The sequence below is a fragment of the uncultured Ruminococcus sp. genome (assembly GCF_947301925.1).
In the GTDB taxonomy this organism is placed as follows: domain Bacteria; phylum Bacillota; class Clostridia; order Oscillospirales; family Ruminococcaceae; genus Ruminococcus.
The window spans coordinates 121,703-144,962 of record NZ_CAMYUE010000006.1; the positions used below are offsets into that span (position 1 = coordinate 121,703).

Annotated in this window: 18 protein-coding genes and 1 riboswitch; of the genes, 9 read left to right on the forward strand and 9 right to left on the reverse strand. The window is 49.7% G+C overall.

Annotation, left to right across the window (positions count from 1 at the left end):
* Nucleotides 1-52: 52 nt before the first annotated feature.
* From Q0Y65_RS09300 to queA, 7 genes are all read right to left on the reverse strand, one after another.
* Nucleotides 53-2,002, reverse strand: coding sequence for an LTA synthase family protein (locus Q0Y65_RS09300; protein ID WP_297959109.1), 1,950 nt, complete (start codon nt 2,000-2,002; stop codon nt 53-55).
* Between the two features lie 65 nt (nt 2,003-2,067).
* Nucleotides 2,068-3,315, reverse strand: coding sequence for a GTPase HflX (gene hflX, locus Q0Y65_RS09305; protein ID WP_297959111.1), 1,248 nt, complete (start codon nt 3,313-3,315; stop codon nt 2,068-2,070).
* Between the two features lie 12 nt (nt 3,316-3,327).
* Nucleotides 3,328-3,636, reverse strand: coding sequence for a GIY-YIG nuclease family protein (locus Q0Y65_RS09310; protein ID WP_297959113.1), 309 nt, complete (start codon nt 3,634-3,636; stop codon nt 3,328-3,330).
* Between the two features lie 6 nt (nt 3,637-3,642).
* Complete coding sequence (locus Q0Y65_RS09315) at nt 3,643-6,027, reverse strand: hypothetical protein (RefSeq protein WP_297959115.1); 2,385 nt, start codon at nt 6,025-6,027, stop codon at nt 3,643-3,645.
* A gap of 16 nt (nt 6,028-6,043) precedes the next feature.
* Nucleotides 6,044-7,174: a tRNA guanosine(34) transglycosylase Tgt gene (gene tgt, locus Q0Y65_RS09320; RefSeq protein ID WP_297959117.1), complete on the reverse strand. Its 1,131-nt coding sequence runs from the start codon at nt 7,172-7,174 to the stop codon at nt 6,044-6,046.
* A gap of 35 nt (nt 7,175-7,209) precedes the next feature.
* A complete protein-coding gene (locus Q0Y65_RS09325; RefSeq protein ID WP_297959119.1) occupies nt 7,210-7,587 on the reverse strand; it encodes a hypothetical protein in 378 nt (125 codons plus the stop codon).
* Nucleotides 7,588-7,614: 27 nt separating this feature from the next.
* Nucleotides 7,615-8,646: a tRNA preQ1(34) S-adenosylmethionine ribosyltransferase-isomerase QueA gene (gene queA, locus Q0Y65_RS09330; protein WP_297959121.1), complete on the reverse strand. Its 1,032-nt coding sequence runs from the start codon at nt 8,644-8,646 to the stop codon at nt 7,615-7,617.
* A gap of 146 nt (nt 8,647-8,792) precedes the next feature.
* Nucleotides 8,793-8,965, forward strand: a riboswitch (Lysine riboswitch).
* Nucleotides 8,966-9,074: 109 nt separating this feature from the next.
* On the opposite strand from queA, the gene asd reads away from it, so the two are divergent.
* The 5 genes from asd to Q0Y65_RS09355 all read left to right on the forward strand — a co-directional run bounded on the left by asd (nt 9,075) and on the right by Q0Y65_RS09355 (nt 12,973).
* Nucleotides 9,075-10,154 (forward strand): aspartate-semialdehyde dehydrogenase, encoded by a 1,080-nt coding sequence (gene asd / locus Q0Y65_RS09335; RefSeq protein ID WP_297959123.1) that lies wholly within the window; start codon nt 9,075-9,077, stop codon nt 10,152-10,154.
* Nucleotides 10,155-10,229: 75 nt separating this feature from the next.
* Complete coding sequence (gene dapA / locus Q0Y65_RS09340) at nt 10,230-11,120, forward strand: 4-hydroxy-tetrahydrodipicolinate synthase (RefSeq protein WP_297959124.1); 891 nt, start codon at nt 10,230-10,232, stop codon at nt 11,118-11,120.
* A 28-nt stretch (nt 11,121-11,148) separates the two neighbouring features.
* On the forward strand, nt 11,149-11,898 hold the full coding sequence (gene dapB, locus Q0Y65_RS09345) for a 4-hydroxy-tetrahydrodipicolinate reductase (protein WP_297959126.1): 750 nt from the start codon (nt 11,149-11,151) through the stop codon (nt 11,896-11,898).
* 106 nt (nt 11,899-12,004) lie between these two features.
* Nucleotides 12,005-12,568 (forward strand): GNAT family N-acetyltransferase, encoded by a 564-nt coding sequence (locus tag Q0Y65_RS09350; RefSeq protein WP_297959128.1) that lies wholly within the window; start codon nt 12,005-12,007, stop codon nt 12,566-12,568.
* A 3-nt stretch (nt 12,569-12,571) separates the two neighbouring features.
* Complete coding sequence (locus tag Q0Y65_RS09355) at nt 12,572-12,973, forward strand: PaaI family thioesterase (protein ID WP_297959130.1); 402 nt, start codon at nt 12,572-12,574, stop codon at nt 12,971-12,973.
* Nucleotides 12,974-12,999: 26 nt separating this feature from the next.
* Here the strand turns inward: Q0Y65_RS09355 and Q0Y65_RS09360 are convergent, their stop codons facing one another.
* Nucleotides 13,000-14,910, reverse strand: coding sequence for a GGDEF domain-containing protein (locus Q0Y65_RS09360; RefSeq protein WP_297959133.1), 1,911 nt, complete (start codon nt 14,908-14,910; stop codon nt 13,000-13,002).
* Between the two features lie 200 nt (nt 14,911-15,110).
* Between Q0Y65_RS09360 and Q0Y65_RS09365 the strand changes: the two genes are divergently transcribed.
* The 4 genes from Q0Y65_RS09365 to Q0Y65_RS09380 all read left to right on the forward strand — a co-directional run bounded on the left by Q0Y65_RS09365 (nt 15,111) and on the right by Q0Y65_RS09380 (nt 22,109).
* On the forward strand, nt 15,111-15,464 hold the full coding sequence (locus tag Q0Y65_RS09365; protein WP_297959135.1) for a hypothetical protein: 354 nt from the start codon (nt 15,111-15,113) through the stop codon (nt 15,462-15,464).
* A gap of 31 nt (nt 15,465-15,495) precedes the next feature.
* Entirely contained in the window at nt 15,496-19,515 is a 4,020-nt protein-coding gene (locus Q0Y65_RS09370) for an endo-1,4-beta-xylanase (protein ID WP_297959137.1), read from the forward strand.
* 211 nt (nt 19,516-19,726) lie between these two features.
* On the forward strand, nt 19,727-20,200 hold the full coding sequence (locus Q0Y65_RS09375; protein WP_297959139.1) for an RNA polymerase sigma factor: 474 nt from the start codon (nt 19,727-19,729) through the stop codon (nt 20,198-20,200).
* A 1-nt stretch (nt 20,201) separates the two neighbouring features.
* Nucleotides 20,202-22,109, forward strand: coding sequence for a hypothetical protein (locus Q0Y65_RS09380; RefSeq protein ID WP_297959140.1), 1,908 nt, complete (start codon nt 20,202-20,204; stop codon nt 22,107-22,109).
* Nucleotides 22,110-22,148: 39 nt separating this feature from the next.
* On the opposite strand, the gene Q0Y65_RS09385 is transcribed toward Q0Y65_RS09380, so the two are convergent.
* On the reverse strand, nt 22,149-23,009 hold the full coding sequence (locus Q0Y65_RS09385) for an AraC family transcriptional regulator (RefSeq protein ID WP_297959142.1): 861 nt from the start codon (nt 23,007-23,009) through the stop codon (nt 22,149-22,151).
* Nucleotides 23,010-23,260 lie beyond the last annotated feature (251 nt).

Here is a 23,260-nt window from a genome sequence, read left to right on the forward strand (position 1 = left end):
CTGTATGTTTTTATTATACACCATCAGCCTGCATTTGGGAAGTCCTTTCGGATTAATTATACTGTTTTAATAATCTGTAATAGCAGACCTCGGAGTATTCGCTGATGATATCCTGATATTCGCTGTCCATTTCGGCTTTTGAATACCATTTTCCGTTTCTGCCCTTATATCCCCAGCCTGTGATAACGGGGATATCGGCTTTTATGTGTTCAAGCTCCTGCTGCATGGGAGTAAGCGGTATATCAGCCGCCTTCATCACTTCGTTTGAAAGGTAGTTGAGACTTATCTCGCCGATCTCCTCGTCGTCTATGTCCTGATTGCACCATATGAAAAACGGAGTCCGGTGAGTCAGGGAATTCTTTTCCATCTCGCTCAATCCGGGACGTTCATCGAACAGAGCGTTATCAAAGTCTATCAGATCGGGAAAATGATCACCGAACATAACAATGATGACCTTTTCGTCATAGTCTCTGAAATGGTCGATGAGCTCAAGGGTGGCCTGATCGCTGAGATGTACGGAATTAAGGTATATTTCCGCTGATTTATCGTATGGGTATTCCAGTCTGATCTCATCGGACTTGTATTCGTTGTACGGCGTATGATCCTGCATGGTGGACGCCATGATAAAGAGTCCCTTGCTTTTGTCCCGTTCGTCGGCGAGCTTGCAGATCTCTCTGTAGAATTGGCTGTCACTTTTTTTCGACTCCTCAAGGGGTATATCCCCATCGAGAAAGTATGTGCGGTCAAATCCGTAGTGTTCATATACTTCCTCGATATTCCATACGTTTTTCGAGATAGGCGATATGCCTATAGTATCGAATCCGTAATTATTGAAGGTATCAACAATGCTGTCCTTGTGGCTGTCTATGTACATGGAATACACACCGACGCCGTCGGGAAGGAACAGCATGGAATTGCCTGTGAGGAATTCATAGTCAGAATTACAGGTATTGCCGCCGAAGGGCGAGACCGATACATACCCCTTTATGGTGTTTTCGTCCAGTGACCGCCATACGGGCAGAGCGTCCTTGTTTGACGAAAAATCATAGATTATCTTATGATCCGCCCAGCTTTCGTTGAGGACTGCCAGTATTACGGGAGTACCTATGTCTTTTTTCTCCTCACTGTATTGTTCAAGGACAGCAATGGCCTTTTCATCGGAATAGTTCTGTGACTTATGTATGTGAGTGTTGAAAAGATCGTAATAAATGGTGGCCAGACTGCCTACTGTTGAAGCTGTTTTGTCGGGGAACCACATTCCGAGGTTATATATTGAGTTATAGTATTTCCCCGAGGTGACGGAGACAACAGCAGCACAGACAACGGCGGCAGCAAGCGTGATGGTTCTTTTGGGGATACCGCTTTTTCTGAACTTCATGGATAAGAGCCAGATGGTCGTTATGACAAAAACTGCCAGTATGAAGAAAATGTCTGAAGTAAGTCTGAAGCTGTATTCGCTCTTGATAGCCAGAGCGCTTTTTATATTGAACACATCGGCCAGTCTTATGGGGATACCGCGCAGCATTATCAGATAATACTGAAGGATACAGAACGCGTTCAGGAACACCGAGGCTGTAATGAACCAGATCCTGGGGTTCCTGAAAATGGCGGCACCAAGGATAAATATGAGGATATTCAGGAAAACGCCCGTTAATGTAAAAATAATGTAATCCTTTATGACCTTGTCACCGTTGACAAGCTCGCATACCCAGTAATTGACAGCTCCGAAAAACGCTGCCGTTATCAAGGGATCATATTCGATGTTTTTCTTCAGGCAATGCCGTATAAAAACGATCAATGCCGCCAGAATGACAAGCCCCATAAAAATCAGAACGGCAATGTCTATAACAGTGATAAGGATTATTTCTTCGTAATAATGAAAGGAATGATATAGCATCCACATCATAAAAAGAAATAACAGCAGCATACACAGATTCTGAGTGATCCTCTTTGTTTTGGGTCTGTCATCATTATAAAACAGATTTTTGATCTTGTTTATCATGTATCGTGCTTCCTCCCTGAAAATAACAGCTTTGCTCCTTATGAGGGCTTTGCGGACATAGTGAGTCAGACCTTATAGCTTTCCGCTTCTTTTATGAGCTTCACGTCCACGAGAGCGTCAATGAGGGTGCCGTTTTCGGCGTACTCCTCGGAGAAGATCTTGCCGTCCTGCCGTATTTTACCGAGGAATGCCCCCTTGTCGTAGGGGATCAGCAGCTTCATGCGCTTTGCGGTCTCGGGAAGGTTCTTCACTATACATTCAAGGAGCCTGTCGAAGCCCGTGCGCTCCTTGGCGCTTATCATGACGGTGGTGTCGTCCTCGAACACCGTATCGGTGTACGGAGCTACGTCCGCCTTGTTCATGACGTATATCTGAGGTATGCCCTCGCAGCCCAGCTCGCCGAGAAGCTTTGATGTGACCTGAGCCTGCTCCTTTATCTCGGGAGAGGACAGATCCTGCACGTTGAGGATTATATCCGCAGCTGCAGCCTCCTCCAGAGTGGACTTGAAGGCCTCCACCAGATTATGGGGCAGTCTTCTGATAAGTCCTACCGTGTCAATGAGCATGACGCTCCTGCCGTCGGGCAGCTCTATTGAACGGGAGGTTATATCCAGCGTGGCAAAGAGCTTGTTTTCCGCAAGCACTCCCGCGTCCGTCAGTGCGTTCAGCAGGGTGGACTTGCCCACATTGGTATAGCCCACTATGGCCGCACAGAGTATGCCGTCCTTTTTGCGGCGTGAACGCGAGAAGCTGCGGTGCTTTTTCAGCTCTTCCAGCTCCGCTTCCAGGTTGCTTATGCGTTTGCGGATATGGCGCTTGTCGGTCTCCAGCTTCGTTTCGCCGGGACCTCTTGTGCCGATGCCTCCGCCAAGACGGGACAGCGCCGTGCCCATGCCCGTAAGACGGGGCAGACGGTACTTCTGCTGAGCAAGCTCCACCTGGAGCTTGCCCTCCTTAGTTCTTGCACGCTGGGCAAATATGTCAAGTATCAGCGTAGTGCGGTCGATAACGCGGACGCCGAGTATCTCCTCGATATTTCTGACCTGAACTCCCGTGAGCTCGTGGTCGAAGATGACCAGCTCCGCTTCAAGGGCGCCGAGCTGTTCCTTCAGCTCCTCCAGCCTTCCTGCGCCCATACAGGTGGCAGGGTCGTAGGCGGGGCGCTTCTGTATGATATTGCCGACCACATCGGCGCCTGCTGTACCGGCCAGCTCTGCCAGCTCGGCAATGGAGGTCTCTGCGTCGAATTCGCCTGTATCCACGCAGGCAAGGACGGCTTTTACGGGGACTTCCTCCGTTTTGTTCTCGTACATAAAAACTCCTTTTCAGATGGTCTCGCGGCGGTAGAGCTCCGCGTTCTCGCTGCCGAAGAGCTGCGGAAACAGGCTGTTATCGGATATGAGCGCCAGCTTCTGAGCCTTTTTCAGCTGCTTTATGCGGAATTCCAGCTTTGAGGCAAGGCTGCGGCCTTCACAGCTCCATAACGCCTCGAGGGAGACCGCTCTGTGCGACCTTGTGAAGCGTGCGCATTTTTCGGTCCTGCCGAAATGCTCGTCCATCCGTCGGCTGACATCTGTTGTGATGCCCGTATAGAGCAGGTCTCCCTCGCATTTGATTATATATATGTAGTACATATCACATCATGTCCAGAAGGCGAAGAGACGCTGTACCTCGTAGGCCATTTCGGGGAAGCCTCTGTCGTAATCGTCAAATCTGAACATCTGGTTGAATTCCTGAGTTCCCGCAACTACCAGAGCCCACATCACGGAGAACCACATGAAGCCGCATATGAGCTTTTTCTTGGTGGGATCCTTGACTCTTGGGTAGAGGAAGAAGATAATGGCCAGTGCTCCCAGCAGAGCCTGCCATGCGAAGTCGGTCATATAGCGTGCAGCATAGCCGCTCTCCCATACGGAGGCAACTATCACGAAGGGTATGACAAGGCATGGAAGGGATATATATACCGCCTTTGAGAGCCTGTTCTTCCTGCCGTGTACTGCTTTCAGCGCCCTGCCCGAGAATATGTATGCGAAAAGGGGCAGCGCAAGGCAGAATATGCCCGAGGTGTTGTATGTACAGACCACATCGGCGTAGAAGTAGCCGCCGCTGTTGAGGTACTGGAAATCCGTCCTGAAGCCGGGATAGCCGGGGACGAATATGGGTGGATTGAAGAAGTAGTTGTATATCGCCACCAATGACAGACGGGGGTGGAACTGTGTCCTTGTGAAGTCGTTGATGGTGAGGGAATACTGTATGCCGAACTCAAAGGGCGAGCCGAAGCGGGTGTAGTTGTACCACATCTGTATCAGTCCTATGCAGGCCATGGGAAGTATGGCGCAGAGGAGATATCTTACGCCGCAGGAGTTGAACAGCCTGCTGCCGTCCTTTTTCGTGCTTTCAGCGGCTGCTCTCGGGAGAGCCATGAGCATGAAAAGAGCTGCGGCTATGCAGTAAAGCACCAGAGTAGGTCTGCTGAGCACCGCAACGGCAAAAAGAGTTGAGGCAACGGCTGTTCTCGGCAGGGATATCTTCTTGTCACCGATTATATTTGCCGAGAGCATGAAGTATACCGCCCATGTCAGCACCGCAAAGCCTGCGGAGAGAGCGACCTCGTAGAACAGAGGCCTGCCTATGCTGAACCATATGCCGCTTATCACCTGTGCGATAATGAGGCCCGAGATAACGAAGCCGGCGGGAGTTTTCGGGAACAGCTTCCTGATGAACTCCATATACAGCTTGGTGAGACCCAGTATGCCGATAAGGGCGAAGAGCATAACCGCCATGGAGTCGGGGAAATAATACCCCGTCAGCAGGTGATAGGGCAGGAATACCAGCACCACGGGAGCTATGCCGTAATAGCTGTAATACTGTCCGTCAAAGTAAACGTGATCCCAGTTGTACTCTATCTGCGCCGCGTCAAGGGTAGCTGTCACATAGGGGTGGGGAGCGTTGTTGAGTGCGGCGGTGGGCTTGTCCAGCAGGTGAGTGCTGCCGTGCTCAAAGGCGTCCACCAGCTCCTGGGTCATCTGATTGCCCTCGGAGCACTTCATTATGTCGATTATGGAGTAATTGTCCAGCTTCATGAAAGTAGTCACGATAGCCGCCAGACAGGCAGCGTCGGTTATGATGACAGCTGCTGTGCGGCAGAGGCTCTTTTTCTTGGAGTAGCTCTGCTGCATGGTCTTGCTGTGTATCATCAGGTGCCAGAAGGTAAGACCGAAGATGATGAGCACGAGCCTTATCCATGAAATGCCCATGGGTATCTGCTTATTGAAGCTTATGCCCCTGAGATAAACTGTGCCGCCGTTCTGGGGAGTGAGGGTCAGCTTCAGCTTGCTGAGCCTGCCCGAAAGGTGGAGCTGAACGCAGTTTGAGTGAGGCTTGTCCTTTACGATGATACCTGTGGCCACGGCGTACCTGTAATCGTGGGGAGTGGTCTCGTCCATGGCGTCAATGGAGACGTCTGCACCCTTTGCGCCCTGCTCGAAGTCCATATCAACGTATACGTCGGCCACCTCCTGATCTATGTTCTCGAAGGTGAATATAGTGGAGTGGTCGCCCTTTACGGTTATCTCTCCCGTCTCGCTGTCAGGTCTTATGTTTGTGCCCTTTGCACATTCCTCGGCGGAGAAGTCCATCTGACCGTAGCTGCCGAAATACAGCCTGTAGGTGGGGATGTTGAACACCGTCACCTCCAGCAGGGCTGCGATGAGCACCGCCTTTACGAAGGCTGCTGCGGAACGGTATCTGCGCTTTTTGTTGAGGGTGCATACCAGAACGGAAATGCCTGCCATGGCGCCCAGGAGCAGGAAGGCTCCCCTGAATACGGGGGGGGCGATGATGCCGAAGGCCTCGGCGGCAGCTATGAAGGACAGCAGTATGGCCGCGCCCCTTGAGGCTGCGCGTATGTTTTTCATATTGCCGTGTTCGGTCTTATCGCTGAGGTCGCATTTTATCTCGTGAAGTGAAACGGCGGTCACAGAAACGGAGACCGCAAGCATTAAAACAAACAGAAACGTACTCATATAAACTCCGTATTTATCATATTCTTGTGGCGAGAAGCTGGGAATACTTTCCGCGGAACTGCTCGAAGCGGTCCTCGTCGATAGCCTCTCTTATTTTTTCGGTGAGCGTATTGTAGAAATAGAGGTTGTGCTGCACCGCAAGTCTGCCTGCAAGCTGCTCGTTTGCCTTGAACAGGTGGCGGATATAGGCGCGGGTGAAATTGCGGCAGGTGGGGCAGTCGCACTGCTCGTCCACGGGGCGGGGGTCGGTCTCGTAGCACTTGTTGTTCAGGTGCATTATGCCGCTCCAGGTGAATACCGTAGCATGACGGGCGTTACGGCTGGGCATTACGCAGTCGAACATATCCACGCCTCTTGCCACGGCCTCGATTATGTTGGAGGGAGTTCCCACTCCCATGAGGTAGCGGGGCTTATGTATGGGCATATACGGCTCCACAACGTCGATTATGCGGTACATCTCCTCTGTGGCCTCGCCTACGGCAAGACCGCCGATAGCGTAGCCGTCAAGATCCAGCTTTGCGATGTCCTCCATGTGCTTTATGCGGAGGTCGTCAAAGGTAGAGCCCTGATTTATGCCGAAAAGCATCTGCTGCTTGTTTATGGTATCGGGGAGGCTGTTGAGCCTTGCCATCTCCTCCTTGCAGCGTATGAGCCAGCGTGTCGTGCGCTCTATAGAGGCCGCAACGTACTTGTAGGGCGAGGGATTCTCGATACACTCGTCAAAGGCCATAGCTATGGTGGAGCCCAGATTGGACTGTATCTGCATACTCTCCTCGGGACCCATGAATATGCGGTGACCGTCGATATGGGAGGCGAAGTATACGCCCTCCTCCTTTATCTTGCGGAGCTGAGCCAGAGAGAAAACCTGGAATCCGCCGCTGTCTGTGAGTATGGGCTTGTCCCAGTTCATGAACTTGTGGAGGCCGCCCATCTGCTTTACCACATGGTCGCCGGGGCGGAGGTGAAGGTGGTAGGTATTGCAGAGCTCCACCTGTGTTTTCAGCCCCTTCAGGTCAACGGAGGATATGCCGCCCTTTATGGCTGCGGCAGTACCCACGTTCATGAAGCAGGGAGTCTGGAAGGTGCCGTGGACGGTCTCGAAGGTGCCGCGTCTGGCCTTGTTGTCTGTTTTAAGAAGTTTGAACATAGCTTCTCCTTTAGTAGTTTTTATATACCTGACTGTCAGTCAAGATCGAATTCCTTGCCGCCGTCGGGGTTCCTGTCCTCACGGCGTCCGTAGAAGCCGATGAGCTCGCCCTTTCTGTTCCTTATGGCGAGTATGTACATATCCATGTTGTTTTTGGCGTCATGCAGGGCAAAGACCTTGTTGTTCTTTTTTTCTTCCTTGAACCATTCAATGCTCATGACCACCTTGCTCATCGTCTCCTCGTTCATGAAGGTAGTGAGAAGAGCCCCTGTGAGCTTTCGGCCGCTTGCGTATAAGGTTTCGGCGGAAGGATTGGTGTAAATTATCCTGTAATCAAGATTGCATATGACTATGGGTCCTTCCTCTGAATCTATTATCCCCCTGAAAAATTCAGATAAATCCATTTCAGACATTATTATTAACTCCTTGGTCTATTCTTTTTAAAGTATGCACATACTGTCGCCGAAGCTGAAGAAGCGGTAGCGCTCCTCAACAGCCGTTCTGTATGCGTTCATGGTGTTCTCATATCCCATAAATGCCGAGACAAGCATTATCAGCGTGCTTTCGGGAAGATGAAAGTTGGTGATAAGGCCGTCTATGCATTTGAATTCATAGGACGGATAGATGAATATATCCGTATATCCCTCATGCTCGGAGATGTCTCCGTAGAAAGAAGCCACGCTTTCGAGAGTGCGGCAGGTGGTGGTGCCCACAGCGATGACGCGGCCTCCGTTTTTCTTTGTCTCGTTTATGAGGTCGGCTGTCTCCTTCGGGAGATAGTAGTGTTCGCTGTGCATTTTATGGTCGAGGACGTTGTTCTCCTTGACGGGACGGAAGGTGCCGAGACCCACATGGAGTGTGACAAAGGCGGTCTTTATGCCCCGTGAGCGGAGATCGTCCAGCATTTCTGGTGTGAAGTGCAGACCTGCCGTGGGAGCCGCCGCAGAGCCCAGCTCCTTTGAGTATACCGTCTGGTAGCGCTCGCGGTTCTCCAGCTTTTCCTTTATGTATGGCGGGAGGGGCATCTGTCCCACGTCCTCAAGGGCGGTGAAGAAGTTGCCCTCGCAGCTGAACTGCACGACGCGGTTGCCGTCGTCCTTTACCTCCACGACCTCGGCAGTGAGCCTGCCGCCGCCGAAGGAGAACTGTGTTCCCACCTTGGCTTTTTTGCCCGGACGGCAGATTATCTCCCAGAGCTTGTCCCCCTTCTGCTCCAGAAGGAGGAATTCTATGAAGGTGCCGTTTCCTATCTTTTCGCCGTAGAGCCTTGCGGGGATAACACGCGAGTCGTTCATGACCAGCAGGTCACCTTCCCTGAGGTGGTCGCATAGATTATAGAAGTGATCGTGTGTTACGGCTCCCGTTTTCCTGTCAACGCACATCATACGGGAAGCGTTTCGGGGTTCTATGGGAGTCTGTGCTATGAGCTCCTCGGGAAGCTCATAGTAAAAATCGGATTTGAGAAGTTCCATTCGGGTCGATATCTCCTTTTGGTCAGCTGAATCAAAATCTGTACTTGCAGAACGCCGCTGCGGCGTTCCCTGATGATTTCTGATTGCTAATTACTCAAAAATTTTCAAGAATGTATTGACAATAGCGGATTTAAGTGCTATTATAGTTACAAGGTAGAGGCGCGGCTGCGAAAAGTACCTGTACACGGGACCACCTGTCCGATGGTGTGCAGCGAAAGGCAATGCCGCCGAAGAACTGTTTCCGGTAAATTCAGTTCTGGCTGTACGTTCAACAGGTGTGCAGCTGTCATCACGCGTCTGATGGAGAGCTATCGGCATATTATTATAAGATATGTCAACATTTCTATTATAACGCATGATGAGCCGGTTTGCAACCGGTTTTTATTATTTTATGCAAATTATGCAAATTTTTTCAAGGAGAGGTCAATATGAAACAGTATAATGTTGGTATTATAGGCGCAACGGGTATGGTAGGACAGCGTTTCGCCACACTTCTGGAGAACCACCCCTGGTTCAACGTAAAGGTGCTGGCAGCTTCCCCCAGGAGCGCAGGTCAGACATATGAGCAGGCAGCAGGCAGCCGCTGGAAGATGGCTGTTCCAATGCCCGCAGCTATGAAGGATATGATCCTCATGGACGCAACTTCGGATATTGAGAAGATCGCAGGCATGGTGGACTTCTGCTTCTGTGCCGTTGATATGAAGAAGGACGAGATAAAGGCTCTGGAGGAGGCTTATGCCAAGGCTGAGTGCCCCATCGTTTCCAATAACTCCGCACACAGATTCACCCCCGATGTTCCCATGGTAGTTCCGGAGATCAACCCCGAGCACATAGAAATCATCAAGGCTCAGCGTGAGCGCCTCGGCACAAAGAGAGGCTTCATCGCAGTAAAGTCAAACTGCTCTATCCAGAGCTATGTTCCCGCACTCCACCCCCTGAGAAAGTTCGGCCTGAAGAACGTTCTGGCCTGTACTTATCAGGCTATCTCGGGCGCAGGCAAGAACTTCGAGACATGGCCCGAAATGGTGGATAACCTTATCCCTTACATCGGCGGCGAGGAGGAGAAGTCCGAGCAGGAGCCTCTCAAGGTATGGGGCGAGATCAAGGGCAATGAGATAGTTAAGGCTACAGCTCCCAATATCACAACGCAGTGCCTCCGTGTTCCTGTTTCTGACGGACACACAGCCGCTGTATTCGTAAGCTTTGAGAACAAGCCCTCCAAGGAGGAGATCCTGAAGCTGTGGGCTGACTTCAAGGGCGTTCCCCAGGAGCTGGAGCTCCCCAGCGCTCCCAAGCAGTTCATCCACTACTTCGAGGAGAACGATCGTCCCCAGGCCAAGCTTGACAGAAACCTCGAAGGCGGTATGGCTGTTTCCACGGGACGTCTCCGCGAGGATACACAGTACGACTATAAGTTCGTATGCCTCTCGCATAATACGCTCAGAGGTGCAGCAGGCGGCGGCGTGCTTCTCGCCGAGCTTTTAGCTGCTAAAGGCTACTTTGACTAATTCGGAATTGAACTAATTTAGGGAACGCCGAGGGCGGCGTTCCCTGCATTCCACTTTTATGAAAGGAATAAAGCTATGAAGAATACAGTATTCACCGGCGCTGCTGTGGCTATAATCACGCCCATGAACGCCGACGGTTCAATAAACTACGACGAGCTGGGACGCATCATCGACGACCAGATCGCCAGAGGCACAGACGCTGTTGTTATCTGCGGTACTACAGGCGAGTCCGCTACCATGACAGACGACGAGCACCGCGACTGCATAAAGTTCGCCGTAAAGCACGTTGCAGGCAGAGTTCCTGTTATTGCAGGCGCAGGCAGCAACGATACACGCTATGCGGTAGAGCTCTCCAAGGAGGCCGAGGCAGCAGGCGCAGACGCACTGCTCCATGTTACTCCTTACTACAACAAGGCTACTCAGAGGGGACTTATCGCTCACTTCACAGCTATCGCCGACGCGGTAAATATCCCTATAATCCTTTACAACGTTCCCAGCAGAACAGGCTGCGGCTTCGACGTAGACACTGTTAAGGAGCTGGCCAAGCACAGGAACATCGCTGCTATCAAGGAAGCAAGCGGCAATATCAGCTATGTTGCAAAGCTTGCGGCTGCCTGCGGCGACGATATCGACATCTACAGCGGAAACGACGATATGGTAGTTCCCGTTATGTCACTGGGCGGAAAGGGCGTTATCTCCGTAGCTTCACACGTTATCCCCAGGGAGATGCACGATATGGTGCAGTTCTGCCTCGATAACAACTTCGCTGAAGCTATGAAGCTCCAGACAGAGAATCTGGATATCTGCAACGACCTGTTCCTGGAGGTCAACCCTATCCCCGTAAAGGAAGCCATGAATATGCTGGGCTGGAATGCAGGTCCCTGCCGTCTGCCTCTGTGCGAGATGACTGACGACCACAAGGCTAAGCTGAGAGCTACCCTTGCAAAGCATGGTCTTATCAAGTAAACCATACACCGAAAAGGAAGTGTAAAATATGACAAATATAGCTATATGCGGCGCTAACGGCAGAATGGGACATAATATCTATAACTGCATCGTTGAGCGTGACGACTGCACAGCTGTTGCGGGCATAGACCTGTATACCAAGCAGTATGCGGATTTTCCCATAGTCGAAACACCTGCTCAGCTTCCCGTGAATCCCGATGTTATCATAGATTTCTCGAATCCTGCGTCTCTGGACGGTCTACTTGATTACTGCCTGTCCACGGGAACACCTCTCGTTATAGGCGCTACCGGATACGACGACGGGCAGATCGCCGCAATAAAGGCTGCTTCACAGCAGATACCCGTATTCTTCACCTTCAATATGTCTCTGGGCATAAACCTTCTGGTGGAGCTTGCAAAGAAGGCGGCTTCCGTACTGGGCGACAGCTTCGACATCGAGATAGTCGAGAAGCACCACAACCAGAAGATAGACGCTCCCAGCGGAACGGCAATCATGCTGGCAAACGCAATAAACGAGACTCTTGACAATTCAAAGCATTATGTCTACGACCGTCACTCACGCCGTCAGAAGCGCGAGAAGTCCGAGATAGGTATGCACGCTATACGCGGCGGCACTATCGTGGGCGAGCATGACGTTATATTTGCAGGCCACGACGAGGTGATAACGCTTTCACACTCGGCTGCCTCCAAGGGCGTATTTGCCGCAGGTGCGGTAAATGCCGCAGTGTTCCTCAAGGATAAGCCTGCGGGACTTTATGATATGTCACAGCTGGTATAAGACAGAACTCCCCTTCTTGATGAAAGAGGGGAGTTTTGTTTAATGCGTGATTAACCGTAAACAGAGACGGATATTGTCTGACGAAGATATACAAAAGGAGAATAATATGCTTACACATAACGGTACACAGACCATAGAGACGGAAAGGCTCATATTGAGACGGTTTGAATATACGGACTGCGATGCGGTATTCAGGAACTGGGCAAGTGATGAGAATGTCCAGAAAATGTACTCCGAGCCTACCTACCGCACCATAGAGGAGGTCAACGGACTTCTTGACAAGTATATCGGGAATTACGAACGCGAGGACTACTACCGCTGGGCTGTCATCGACAGGGAGAAGGGCGAGTGCGTAGGACAGATCGCATATTTCCTGGTGGACAGCAAGAATCGCTTTGCCGAGATCGAATACTGTATCGGAGCGGAGTTCCAGGGCAGGGGATATGCTACCGAGGCCACAAAGGCTGTTATTGCCTTCGGATTTGATAAGATCAATCTGCATAAGGTGCAGATATGCACCAAGACTATAAATGCTCCCTCAAAGAGAGTTATCGAGAAATGCGGCTTCACCTATGAGGGCACGCTCAGGGACTACTTCTTCATGGACGGCCGCTATGTGGGAAGACTGTATTTCTCCATACTCAGGGACGAATACGAGAGCAGGAGGTAAGCTATGACCGACAAGGAGACGCTTGAAAGGGTGCGGGAGATATTCCGCGGAGACCGCTTTGCCACGGAGATGGGAGCGGAGATAGAGGAGCTTGGCGACCACTATTCAAAGTGCAGCCTCGTTCTCAGCGAGCACCACAGGAACGCTGTGGGAGGCATAATGGGCGGAGTGTACTTCACTCTTGCGGATTTTGCCTTTGCAGTTGCCTCGAACTGGGAAAAGCCGGGAGTGGTGGGGCTCAACTGCGACGCTTCCTTTATTGGTGTGCCGAAAACGGAGCGTATCATCGCCGAGGCCAGACTCATAAAGGACGGCAGAACCATATGCTGCTACAATGTTGACATCAGGGACGAGCAGGGCAATCCCGTTGCCGCCGTCCAGTGTGTGGGCTTCAGAAAAGGATAAAAGAAAACCGCTGCAATGCAGCGGTTTTATACTTTTTCGGACTTCCGCGCCCGTTTTTTCTGTTTCTTTACATCGTACATCTTCTCGTCCGCCATTTTTATGACGCTGTACAGTGTATCGCCGTCTCTGGCGGGAGTTATTATGCTTCCGATACTTGCGGAGATCACATAGGGCTTCTTCACCAGACTGTTGATATTCTCCAGCTCGGTGTTGAACTTGTGCTCCAGCGCTTCGATGGCGCCTTCTGCCGGATCCACGCTGAATATTACGAATTCGTCGCCTCCGAATCTTGCGCCGATACTGCGGAGTCCGCAGCAGGAGCTGATGATGTTTGCCAGTCTCTGTATGGCAAAATCGCCCTCGTTATGGCCGTAGTTGTCGTTTATGAACTTCAGGCCGTCCATATCTATGAAGCTGAGCATTACGCTCTGACCTGCCGCCACACACTCCTTGAACATATCGTCGGCGATATTGATGAAGCCGTTGCGGTTGTAGATGTTGCACAGCGGATCTATGACATAGAGGCGGTTCAGCTCGTCCATGGCCTTGTTCAGGTGGAAGAGCTTGCGGATATTCTCGATAGAGTTGCTCAGGGTCATGGTGAGGGTATGGCAGAGGAGGCTGTATATGGGGAAGTCACCGTTGGTGATTATGTAATAGCCCAGACAGCGGTCGCCGAAGTGCAGCGGCAGGAAGTAGTTCACGCAGCTGCGGTCCTCGAAGCCCTCGGGGAACATATTGCTGCTGGGATAGTATCCCACGCTTCTGCGCTGACCCTTGTCCCAGATAAGGGGAGCGGTCATGTAGCTCTTGTAGGAGTTGGGTCCGGAGTCTATAGGCGCCGAATTGAAGGCGTCCTGCCAGTCCTCGCTGAGACAGAGCTGGAACTTCTCGCATTCCAGCTCGCCGATGAGCTTTTCTATGACCTTGAAGCATTCGGTGGCTGTCTCCGTCTCCGCAAGGCCTGCGGTGAGACGGTTGAGCATGAGGATATTGCTGTTGGTGGTTTCTATCTTGCGGTATGTGACCTTCTTGTAGGCCTTGAGATCGTCGTGCTCGGCGTTGCGGCAGCCGCAGCTCTCGCTGAATACGGGAGTTGCCTCAAGAACCACGCTGTGGGGCTGTTCTATGCCGTTCAGCACATTCAGCAGAACGTCGGCGGCTTTGTAGCCTGCTTTGAACAGCGGACGCTTGACAGAGGTTATGGCAGGACTGGAATTCCTTGCGCTGAAGGTGTTGTCAAAGCCCGTGACCATAACGTCGTCGGGGATCTTGTAGCCTAGCTTTTCCAGTGATGAAGCCAGAGTGAGGCACATACTGTCATTGGCGCAGATAAAGGCGTCGGGCAGCGGAAGTCCCGAGCTGACAAAGGCATCCACGGCCAGCTTTCCGTCGTAGCTTTTGAACTCGCCGGGATAGATACGCTCCTCCTCGGGAGTGAGGCCGTTCTCCTTCATGGCGTCGATAAAGGCGTCATACCTTATCCTGCCCTCGGGGTTCTCAAGAGGGCCGGAGACGTAGTTTATAACCTTTGCACCGTGGAACTGTATGATATGGTTCACCATCTTCTTCATTACTGAGAAGTTGTCGATGCTTATATCGTAGAATTCGGGGTACTCATGGCTCTCGAACACAACGCAGGGTATGCCTGCCTTTCTGACTTTACTGAAAATACTGTCGCGGAGCTCCTTGTCGCCGAAGGTGTTGGTCATAAGGAGGGCGCCGTCAAAGCGGGAGTAGTCTATGAGGTTATATATGCTGACCTCGCCTATATCAAAGGTCTTGCTGCCAACCATTCCCCCGAAGGCAGCAAAATAAGACACGTTGATATTGTGCTCAGACGCGTACTGATTTATTCCCCGTATTATATTGTGCTGATACTCCTCGTCAAGTCCCGATACCACGACGACGAAGTTGTATATTCTTTCGGAATCCATTTTTGTCTCCTCTTGCATGGAGTAGTATACTTGATTTTATTATACCACTTTCGGTGAAAAAATAAAGGATTTAGAAAAAATTTGTAGAAACTTACATTAAGGTGTGCAAAGCTTTGTGCAAATCTACAAAGGAAAATATACGCGGAGTTTTTCGCGGGAAGAATAAAACAGCTGTCCCGTTCCGGTGAGGCAGAGCAGATATGATTTACGTTATTGATTTAACAAAGGATATCGCTATTGTGCCGCAGCCTGAAATCATACGCCGGAAACCTGTCGGAAATAGCACAAAAGTACAACAGAAATTATCCTTTTGTGCTCGGAACTATGCGAAAAAACAACGCAGAACCGAGAAGTGTATAAAAAAACGCAAAAAGTGGAAGCTAAAATGTGCAAAAAGAGCAAAAAATGAGCAAGGGTCAGGATTGTTAGCAAGAATTGACTTGAATAGTTCACAAAAATGTAATAAAATTAAGACAGAAACTGAGGAAAAGGAGGGACACAAAAGCAGACATTGTGCTTTTGCGCTTTTTCTTGGTGTCAGGAAGAAAACATAAATCACCTAATGAAAGTGAGGAATGATTACACATGAAAATGAAAGGCATCAAAAGAGCTGCAATAGGTCTTATGGCAGGTGCTGTATGCGCATCTTCGATACCCTTTGCTGCTCTTAACACAGTAAGCGCTGCAGGTCAGACTTACAGTCTGAACGGTGCAGGTCAGCACAAGGGCACAGGCCCCGATGGCTACAGCTATGAGATCTGGGCAGCTGATACAAATCAGCCGTCATCAATGACTCTGGGCGATAACGGCACATTCTCCACAACTTGGAACTGTGCAGGTCCCAGCGGTAACTTCCTTGCCCGTCGCGGTATCGACATGGGCAGTACAAAGAAGTTCCAGGAGTACAACGGAATTACCTGTGACTTCGACGTAAGCTGGTCATCAAGCAACTCCGGTAACTCGCGTCTTTGTATTTACGGCTGGACAAGAAGTCCTCTCGTAGAGTACTACATCGTTGAGGACTGGGCAAACTGGTGTCCTCCTAACGGACAGCCCGGACAGGGTAATGTTATCAAGCAGTTCACTCTGGACGGAAGCACCTACTATATCTATAAGGAAAACAGAAACTCATATACTATCGACGGTAACCAGCCCTTCGTACAGTATTACAGTGTTCGTCAGCAGCGCAGACAGTCCGGTACGATCCACGTTTCCGACCACTTTGAGCAGTGGGAGAGCGCAGGTCTCCAGATGGGCGTTATGTACGAGGTTGCATTCAACGTAGAAGGCTGGGAGAGCAACGGTCAGGCCAATGTTAAGAAGAACACCATCACCATGGGAAATGGTGGCGGCGGTGGCGGCGGCACTACCGTTGTTACAACACCTACAGTAGAGCCCGATGCAAACGGCAACTACTTCCAGAGCACATTCGAGAGCGGTGTAGACGGCTGGGAAGGCCGTGGCGGCGCTTCAGTTTCAGCAACTTCGGATGCAAGCTACGACGGCAGCAAGGCTCTGGCAGTAACAGGCAGAACAGCAGAGTGGAACGGTGCAGCTATTGCACTCGACTCCTCAGCATTCGTTCCCGGCGAGACCTACAGCTTCAGCGTAGGCGTACTTCAGAAATCAGGCAGCACAGTTCCCATGCAGCTCTCACTCCAGCAGGGTGACGGCAACAGCGCTTCCTACACATCTATCGCTTCAGCAGATGTTAAGAGCGGCGAGTGGACAAAGCTTGAGAATACATCATTCAAGATCCCGTCAAATTCGGGTTCAATGATCCTTTATGTTGAGACTCCTCAGGATTCCGGCGAGCTCACAGACTTCTACATTGACGTTGCACAGGGCTCCAAGTCAGGCGTAAAGTCATCTGTAGTTACAGGTCAGGGCAATGTTGGTTCAACAGGCTCAACAGGTTCTACAGGTTCTACAGGTTCTACAGGTTCAACCGGCTCAACCGGCTCTACAGGTTCAACTACTGTAAGCGGCGGTTCAGGTCACCAGAACCTCAACTACACCTATACAAAGGGCGGCGACGGCTTCAAGGATCACGCTGGTAAGCACTTCAGACTCGGTACTTCCGTAAGTGCAGGCGAGATCAATACATCACAGGGCCAGAGCTTCATTCTCAAGAACTTCAACTCAGTTACTTGTGAGAACGAGATGAAGCCCAGCGATACAGTTAAGGGCGTTAACGGCGACGAAGTTCAGATCTCACTGAGCAATGCTGCTCCTATCCTCAGCTTCGCTGAGAAGAACGGCATCGGCGTCCGCGGTCATACCTTCGTATGGTACAGCCAGACTCCTAACCAGCTGTTCCAGGAGAACGGCAGAGACGTTTCCAAGGACAGAATGAACAAGCGTCTTGAGAGCATGATCAAGAATACATTCAGTGCTATCAAGAGCCAGTATCCTAACCTTAAGCTCCATTCTTACGACGTTTGTAACGAGCTCTTCGTTCAGGACGGCGGTTCGATGAGACCCGGAAGCAACTCAGGCTGGACAAGAGTTTACGGCGATAACAATTCTGAGTTCGTTATCAACGCATTCAAGTATGCAAGACAGTATGCTCCTAAGGATTGTAAGCTCTATCTGAACGACTTCAATGAGTACATTGAGCCTAAGACAACTGATCTTTACAACATGGCTAAGAAGGTTATGGCAGAGGGCGACTATATCGACGGTATCGGTATGCAGTCACACCTTGCTGATAACTATCCTACTGCAAGCCAGTACGAGACAGCACTCAAGAAGTTTGAGAGCCTCGGTCTCGACGTTCAGGTAACTGAGCTCGATATCACAAACAAGACAGGCAACAATGGTAAGCTCTATAAGGAGATCTTCCAGATCCTGGCTAACCACTCCAAGAACATCTCATGCGTAACCCTCTGGGGTACAACAGATGAGAGAAGCTGGAGAAAGAATGAAAACGGTGGTTCACCGCTTCCGTTCAGCAACTATCAGCCCAAGTCATTCTACAATGACATCATCTCTGTTCTTGACAATACAGAGGGCTCAAAGGGCGATACTCCCGGCGTAACAACCACAACTACTACAACAGCACCTCCCACAACAACTACTACCACAACAACAAAGCCTGTTGACCTCAAGGAAGAGCTCAACAAGAAGGTTACTAAGTGGGGCGACGCTAACAACGACGGTACAGTAGAGCTTGCAGATGCTATCTTCATCATGCAGTCTCTTGCTAACCCCAACAAGTATAAGCTCACAGCACAGGGCAAGCTCAATGGTGACGTTTCTGAGGCAGGCGGTGGAATCACATCTGCTGACGCACTTGTTATCCAGAAGAAGCTCCTTGGCCTTATAAGCACACTCCCCGAGAGCTATGCAAGTAACATCACAACAATAGTTACTGAGGCTCCCAAGACAACAACCACAACAAAGACACCTACTGTTATAACAACTACAACAAATCCTCCTGCATCAGGCTCCATCAAGGCTAACTTTGATTCAGGCGCTGATTCATGGACAGCAAGAAGTGCAACAGTAGCTCCTACAAGCGATGCTTACTATGGTTCATCAGGTAAGGCACTTGAGATCTCAGGCAGATCACAGGAGTGGAACGGTGCAGCTATAACACTGGGTTCAGACTTCAAGGCCGGTCAGACATACAGCATCAGCTTAGCAGCTCTTCAGGTAGCTAAGGATTCAGCTACAATCCAGATCTCACTTCAGCAGGGTGACGGCGACAACGCTGTTTACACATCCATCGCTAAGGAGGCTTGCAAGAAGGGCGTTTGGACAAAGATCGAAAACACATCATTCACTATCCCTGATAACTCAGGCGATATGATACTCTACGTTGAAACAGTACAGGATTCAGGCGATACTATGGACTTCTACATTGATGACGTATTAGTTGCTGCAGAGGGCACAAAGTCTTCAGTAACAACAGGCGGTGCAGGTAAGGTTCCGGAGCCCAAGACTGTTACAACACCCGGCGTAGATCCTACTAAGAAGCTTTGCGCTATCTCATTCGACGACGGTGCATCAGCTACAAGCAAGTCTGATCCTGGTTACAGAATCATTGATGCTCTTATCAATAACAACATGACAGCTACATTCTTCATCGTAAGTGACTGGATCAAGTCTACAGATCAGATCAAATACGAGTACGAGAACGGAATGGAAGTTGCTAACCACACCAAGTCACATCCCGAGGGCGGTCTCAGCAAGCTCAGCACTAACGAGATCAGAAACCAGTGGGAGTCATGTAACAACAGACTCAAGCAGATCATTGGCACTGAGCCTTCACACCTCATGAGACTTCCTTACCTCGATGGTAATAACCCTGTTCCGCAGGCTCTCTACGATGTACCGCTTATAGACTGTGCTATCGATACAAGAGACTGGGCAGGCGCTTCATCCGGCGAGATTGTTAATACTATCAAGCAGGCTGCACAGAATGGTTCACTTGAGGGTGCTATCGTACTCTGTCATGAGAACTATGCTGCAACAGCCCAGGCTATGGAAGAGGTTCTTCCTTGGCTCGCTCAGAATGGTTACCAGAACGTAAACATCTCTGATATGTTTGCTGCAAAGGGCAAGACAATGCAGGGCGGTGTTATCTACAAGCGCTGCTGATAAGAACTGAAAAGTACTTATCCAATAGTAGAAAATGTGCCGATCATTTCGGTGGTCGGCACACTAATTAAGATTTCTCCAAATTTTAATATCCCCTGAAAGGCAGTCGGTGAAAATCGGCTGTCTTTTCATTTTTACAGAAAAGTGTTATAATATTTGTGACCATACTGCATGGAGTATCGTGTTTATATTGAAAGGAGCTGATGAAACGATGGATAGAGACGGCTGCGCTCGCGAGGCGGTCGGGAAATACGGCGATATGCTGTACAGAGTATGTCTGCTTATGCTGAGAAATACTGCCGATGCAGAGGACGCTGTTCAGGAGACATTCATAAAGTATTTCCAGAAGTATACAGATATCAGCGACAGTGAACACGAGAAGGCCTGGCTCATAACTGTAGCTACAAATAAATGCCGTGATATGCTCAGATACCGCACACGCCACGCCACCGAGAGCGAGGATCTCCTCGCCACATACGCGGTGGAGAAGGAGGACAGCGGGATCCTGGAAGCCCTTATGGAGCTTTCGGACAAATACAGGATAATAATGGTCCTCTTCTATGTGGAGCAGTACAAAATAGATGAGATAGCAAAAATTACAGGCATAAGTGCCTCAGCGGTGAAAATGCGCCTGTCAAGGGGCAGAAAGCTGCTGGAGGAAAAATACAGAAAGGAGTATATGTAGTATGGATAAGAAGCTTAAAGAAGCGGCTGATAAGATAAAAATGCCCGAAGATATGAAAGAACGTATCATAAAGGCCTGTGAGGAATCAGCCGGAAACAGGATAACACGGGAAAACCACGACGACGACTTTACCGAAGTGGTAAGCGGAACAGAACGTGTTTCGTCAAGAAGCCGAATGATACGCATGGTCAGCGCTCTTGCTGCCTGTGCTGTCCTTGTGGGCGGCATAGGAGCTACGGGAGCACTTCTCCACAAGCAAAACCGCAGTCATTTGGTCGATTCAGAACTTGTCCAGTCCACTAACGCTGAGTCTCCCTTTGGGGATTTCAGTACATTCGAATTCAGATTTGACGCAGGCGACGGCAAATACGGTAAGTATTCAGCTGAGACCTACGCAAGGCTCGCTGACTGCCTCAATAGGTTCGACTGGGGCGAGGAACTGGTGGAGTATGAGACCAGGACAGGAGATCAGGACGCAGAGGGACAGATGTACGATATCAAGTGGACAAATGGCGATACACCTCCCGTTGAATGCAATATCCACATTGCTAACGACGGCTTTGTGACATATCAGGAGAGCATGCTGGATCCTGAGTCAGGCACTGTGAAGACTATTGGCAGTAAGTGCTACAAGATAGATTTTGACGCCTTTGACAGTCAGGTGCAGGAGATACTGTCTCAGAACTCTGACACTGTTTCACCATTCGGCGATTTCAGGACATTTGACTTTGAGTTCCAGAAGGGTTCCGTACGCTACACCAAAAACTCCGGCGAGCCATACAACAGAGTGGCTGATTTTCTCAATAACTTCAACTGGGGCGAGGAGATCTCACCTCAGGATGGAAGGGAAAACCCCTTTGAGCAGACTGATTCAGAGGTGGAGATATCATGGGATATAGACGGCGATGTTCACTGGATACACATTGCAGGGGACGGATACGTAATATATTCCGCAGATGATTATGATGAAGACTATCTGCATTCCAAGGAGATCGAAAGACGTTATTACAGTATTGATTATGAATCATTCCTCGGAGAATTACGTGAAACTATTGGTATAGACTGCTATATCAGCAATGAAGAGGTCGAATTATTAAGAAACGGCGATCTCATATCGGCAGATCTGCGTGTTCCCGATGACAACGGCGGTGATATCATAATAGCGCCCGAATCACAGGACGATAAGGATGTTGTGGAGGATTTCCTCAGAAACGACTTTATATCTATGCTGAAGGTAAACAATATAGACGAAAACGAATTCGATCTGAGGTATTCTGTAGTATTCATGTTCAGGGAAACTGCTGATACGCTCATCAGGAAGACATTCTATGTCCACGGAAACGGATATGTCAGCTTATGCGAGTATGAAGTTACTAATCAGGAAGAAGTACCTACAGGCTGCGAAAACTACTCCGTAGATTTTGAGGAGTTTGAGGCAAGTCTGCAAAAACTCGGTATAGACACCGACAAAGCTAAGAACGAAGTCAATGAAAATGCGCCGGAAAAGCATGATACAACTGCTTATAGCAGGATCGTTGAATTCCTGAACAGCCACGATGACGGTGGACTGGTTGTCTGGATAGATGAAAACGGCGGCTGGAACAAACAGGATCTAAATACTGATCAGTTTGATACAGTGAGAGATTATTTCAACGATAATGAGTTCGGCGAGATCGTTCCCAATACCTTCGGACAGATCGAGAGCAAGAAGTGGAATGAAGAATTCGGACTTTCACAGATACAGCTGTATGACAGCGAAGCAGATGAGCATATAATAATATATGTTTCAAGGGACAGCAGCCTTATAGCTGTTCAGAGGTCATCGAATACCACAACGAGAGATGAAGTGACGATATACAGCGCAGAAGGCCTTGAAGCTTTACAGTTCATACGCGATTATGCCGAATAAAACAAAAAGACCGCACATCTTTTGATGTGCGGTCTGCTTTTATCTTAGTGCATACAGTTTCTTGAAATCCGTAGGCGTGCAGTGCTTTATTTCCTTGAAGATACGGTTGAAGGTGGTCAGGCTCTTGAAGCCTGAGCGCATGGCTACTTCCGTAATTGGTATGCTGGGATCCAGCAGGAGAAGCTCCGCGGCCTTGGTGCGTCTTGCGTTTATGTACTGTAAATAGGACATGGCGTTGTACTGCTTGAAGATACGGGAGAAATGATACTTGCTGTATCCTGCAACGTCGGCCAGCTGCTCAAGGGTGATATCGTACATATAATTATTGTCGATATACTTGAGAACGGTGCCGAATTTCTCGCTGTACTCGTCGATCTTCTCGTCGTCGCAGTCCATAACGATCTTCTGCTGCTCCAGCTGATACTCGCGCAGAGCCATGAAAAGCTCGATGACCTTGACGTATATCTTTACGTCGGCCAGCTCCGACTTTGAATTATACAGCGACAGTATATCCAGCATGGTCTTTTTGGCAAGAACATGAAGCTCCTTATCCATTTCCGCGTTTATGAGCACGGCGTTGTTCAGCGAGCGCATAACAGGTTCGAGAGCGGATATCTCGCCCAGTATACTGTTATCGCACTGGAAGATGATACGCCGTCCGGGAATTGCGGGCATACTGTGGAGCTCCCCGGGAGGAACGATGAGAACATCGTTTTCGGGTATCAGATAGTCGATGCCGTTCACAGTGACTGTATATTCATTTTTCAGCGGCATGATCAGCTCGACCGCATTGTGCCAATGCACAGGGTATTCCTCCGTCTGTACATTGTCGTAGAGCATGGCATATTTTTGAGTGTCATACTCAACTGTCTCGAAGTCTCCCGAGAGATGTTTTATCATTTTAATACCCCCCCTCTGAACTTAATCTACAGAGGTCGTGACCAAATATTGCTATCATTGGGTTTAGCTTTTTCTTATTCACTAATACCATTATAATCTATATGACGTTTTTTGTAAATGCTTTTCGGCCAACTTTGTGAAAACTATACAAATCGACTAACCAAAATTTGCGCAATATGAAGTGAGAACAATCGCAAAAAACAGTCATAATTTACAGAGGTATTACAGTGAGGAAACACGGGCATTACAAA